Genomic DNA, 3,196 nt, shown 5'->3' with positions numbered 1-3,196 from the left:
GTTCTAAGAAGTGTGGAATAAGAAACTGATTGCACTGACATAAAAATTAATCCCTATCTATTGACGATGTTTGTACATGCTTTTTCCATTCACTTAAATACATTTTCTCTGCTTTAGGTAGTCCAACAGGTAATTGTGCAATGAATTCTAAACTATTTCCATCAGGATCGTTAAAATATACGGAGGCGTGTGCTAATTCTGGAAAAACGATTGGCTCAATTGGCTCCATTCCAAAGTCTTTTCGCGCTGGAATTCCTTTCTGTTTGAGCCAGTGTATTGCGTTTTCTAAATCGTGTAAGCTTACTTGGAAAGCGATATGTCGTAAGGATGGATGATAATTGACTTTGTATTCTTTTCCTTCCCAAAGACCAATCCAACTTTCATTTTCTACAATCCAAAAGAAGGCGATATCGTTGTCTCTTTTATATAATTTTAACCCCAGTGATTCATAAAAAGGTATCGAAATTTCTAAATTACAGACAGGTAAATGTGCTTCATAAAGACCTTTAATCATTATWATCCTCCTTAGTAAAAATGTTTCTTATTCCATAGTAAACGATTTCTTGTTAGTTGAAATCACAAAAAAGATGGACATAAATTCATACGAAAGTATGAAAAAACAGCTCAAATATGAGCTGTTTTCGTATAGTTTTTAGTTAACATATTTCATTCATTTAGAGTTTAGCGAAAAGGATACGTATTATATTTAAAACCCTCCGCCGCCACCCCAACAGCTACATCCGATAATGATTAGAAGGATGAATAGCACGATGAGTAAAGCAAATCCACCGCCGAAACCAGCGCAACTACCACCAAAGCTCATGTTTTTTCCTCCTTTTTAGGAAATTAATCTATATAACTAATGGATTACTTTATAAGATATGTTTTTATTTAGAAAAGGAGCAAGTCTTACTTCTAATTAGACAAGAGCCTGTGATCGGATTTAAATGTGATATTTACTTTGTTTCATAGCGCTTTTTTTAAAATGGTAAAACAATATGGAAGTGTATACTAGGTGAATGTATTGCAAATGAAAGGGGTATGTAACTTACAATTACATTAAAATTTCTTTTCATAAATATAAAATTTGTAAAAAAAGCCATTTTTTTATTTTTTTATGAGTGGAAATGTACTATAATTTTACAAGTAATATTATGGGAAAAGGGAGTTTTAGTATAGAGATGGAGATGGGACAATTACACAATAAAATAGAACACAAAAAGAAAGAGTTAATTCAACTTGTTGCTAGGCATGGATTAGATCATGATAAAGTTTTGTTATTTAGTCGAGATTTAGATATACTAATTAATAAGTTTATGAATATAAAAGACAAAGTATGTAAGTGATTAATCTTTAATTTTTTATATTAGGATTATTTACTGATAAAGGAGAGAACAGTTATTGGAACATTTACAAGAAGAGTTGTATAAACAAATAAAAGAAGAAAAAGGTGCAGTTACTATATTTTTAAAGAGCGGAGTAAGAATAGTAGGGGAAGTAGTTGGAGTAGATAGATTTACAGTATTAATATTAGTAGATGGAAAACAACAACTTATTTATAAGCAGGCAATATCAACAATTATGAAATAAGACACTCATTTTGAGTTTCTTATTTCATAATTAAATGGTTACTGTTTGCATGCTTCAACGTCAATGCCGGCAGCGAGTAATTTTTTTTCTCCGTCTTGTTCAATGATTTTTTGTAATTTAGATAAGAAAGAGTCAAAATCTGTATGTTTACCAACTTGGAAAGTCATTTTATGCTCAATTGGTAACCAAGTATCAATATCAGCTTCGTTATGCTGAATTTTCACTTCAAGTTTATCAAGTGCGTTAGCAACTTTTGCTTCATACGTTTCTTTCGCTTCGAACTCCATCCATAAATCGTATAATTCCACGCCGAGGGAACCTTCTAGTGTACGTTTAATATTTAAAATAGCCTTTTGCTCATTTTTTTGTTTTTGTAATTGTAATTCACGGCTATTCATCGTATCAAAGGCAGGAATATCACCAGCTTCTGCTTCGACAAGGTCATGAATAATAACCATTTTAAGTAATTTTTCTATATTTACTTTTTGATCCAAATAAGGCTCAACTAAGATAGCCATTAGGGACATACGCCACGTATGTTCAGCAACACTTTCTTGACGTCCGTTAGAAAGCCAACTATGTCGCATTTCATATTTTAGTTTTTCTGCTAATGCAATGACTTGTAAAATGTTATGTTCCATCGTGATCCTCCTCATATTTCCATACTATAATTCTAATATAGAAATGAAATGTGTCAATTTAATGAGTATATTGCGATAAATAGATGATACGCGTATAATGATTGTTATATGTGAAAACGCATTATTAAAATAAAAAAATGTTTTACGAAAACGAAAAAGGAAGGGCAGGAATATGGGAGACGAAAATCAAGGATTAGCTAGACCGCAAAGGAAAAAAAGGAAGTTTGATATTTCTAGCCCCTTTGGCATTGTAGTAGGTTTCGTTATTTTAATTGCAGCAATCATGCTTGGCGGTGGTGGAATAAAAGCTTTTAAAAATTTCTTAGATGTTTCATCTATTTTGATCGTTATAGGGGGAACAACAGCGACAATTATTGTGGCATATAGATTTGGAGAAATAAAAAAATATACGAAAAGTATTTTTACTGTTTTACATAGAAGAGAGGAAAATCTAGAACAGTTAACGGATTTGTTCGTTGATTTTTCAAAGAAGTCTAAAAAACATGGTTTACTCTCGTTAGAAGTTGATGGAGAGCAAGTAGACAATCCTTTTATTCAAAAGGGGATTCGTTTAATGTTAAGTGGATATGATGAAGCAGAATTAAAAGAAGTATTAATGAGAGATGTTGAAACAGAAGTATATGAGTTAAGAAAAGGAGCAACATTATTAGATAAGATTGGTGATTTCGCTCCAGCGTGGGGTATGATAGGAACTTTAATTGGTCTTATTATTATGCTTCAAAACTTGCAAGATACATCGCAAATTGGTACAGGAATGGCAGTTGCTATGTTGACGACATTGTATGGATCTGTTATTGCAAACATGATTGCAATACCGTTATCTGAAAAAGTGTATCGTGGCATTGAAGATTTGTATACAGAGAAGAAGTTTGTAATAGAAGCAATYWCAGAGCTKTACCGAGGACAAATTCCTTCYAARTTAAAGTTAAAACTTGATACATACG

The 3,196-nt window shown here is 32.0% G+C and carries 6 protein-coding genes; 3 read left to right on the top strand and 3 right to left on the bottom strand.

The window, feature by feature from the left end:
* Window positions 1-46 precede the first annotated feature (46 nt).
* Window positions 47-514 carry a VOC family protein gene (locus AC1DJR_RS23390; RefSeq protein ID WP_477003618.1) on the bottom strand — a complete coding sequence of 156 codons (468 nt, stop codon included), beginning with the start codon at window positions 512-514 and terminating at the stop codon, window positions 47-49.
* Between the two features lie 192 nt (window positions 515-706).
* Window positions 707-823 carry a YjcZ family sporulation protein gene (locus tag AC1DJR_RS23385; RefSeq protein WP_000007805.1) on the bottom strand — a complete coding sequence of 39 codons (117 nt, stop codon included), beginning with the start codon at window positions 821-823 and terminating at the stop codon, window positions 707-709.
* 304 nt (window positions 824-1,127) lie between these two features.
* Here AC1DJR_RS23385 and AC1DJR_RS23380 point away from each other — a divergent pair, with 304 nt between their 5' ends.
* Window positions 1,128-1,346: an aspartyl-phosphate phosphatase Spo0E family protein gene (locus tag AC1DJR_RS23380; protein ID WP_002189061.1), complete on the top strand. Its 219-nt coding sequence runs from the start codon at window positions 1,128-1,130 to the stop codon at window positions 1,344-1,346.
* 55 nt (window positions 1,347-1,401) lie between these two features.
* Window positions 1,402-1,590 (top strand): RNA chaperone Hfq, encoded by a 189-nt coding sequence (gene hfq / locus AC1DJR_RS23375; protein WP_002012071.1) that lies wholly within the window; start codon window positions 1,402-1,404, stop codon window positions 1,588-1,590.
* 38 nt (window positions 1,591-1,628) lie between these two features.
* On the opposite strand, the gene AC1DJR_RS23370 is transcribed toward hfq, so the two are convergent.
* Entirely contained in the window at window positions 1,629-2,231 is a 603-nt protein-coding gene (locus tag AC1DJR_RS23370) for an HD domain-containing protein (protein ID WP_061688870.1), read from the bottom strand.
* Between the two features lie 172 nt (window positions 2,232-2,403).
* On the opposite strand from AC1DJR_RS23370, the gene AC1DJR_RS23365 reads away from it, so the two are divergent.
* Window positions 2,404-3,196 (top strand): MotA/TolQ/ExbB proton channel family protein (locus AC1DJR_RS23365; protein WP_477003617.1); only part of this gene is annotated, 793 nt, incomplete at its 3' end.

The sequence above is a fragment of the Bacillus sp. 05T31 genome, from assembly GCF_056396725.1.
Note: the sequence above shows the minus strand (reverse complement) of the source record. Positions and strands in the feature narration are given on the sequence as shown.

Coding starts and splice junctions, on each gene's coding strand:
- AC1DJR_RS23370 (WP_061688870.1), bottom strand. CDS start 2,231: ATGGAACATAACATTTTACAAGTCATTGCATTAGCAGAAAAACTAAAA.
- AC1DJR_RS23380 (WP_002189061.1), top strand. CDS start 1,128: ATGTACTATAATTTTACAAGTAATATTATGGGAAAAGGGAGTTTTAGT.
- AC1DJR_RS23390 (WP_477003618.1), bottom strand. CDS start 514: ATGATTAAAGGTCTTTATGAAGCACATTTACCTGTCTGTAATTTAGAA.
- AC1DJR_RS23385 (WP_000007805.1), bottom strand. CDS start 823: ATGAGCTTTGGTGGTAGTTGCGCTGGTTTCGGCGGTGGATTTGCTTTA.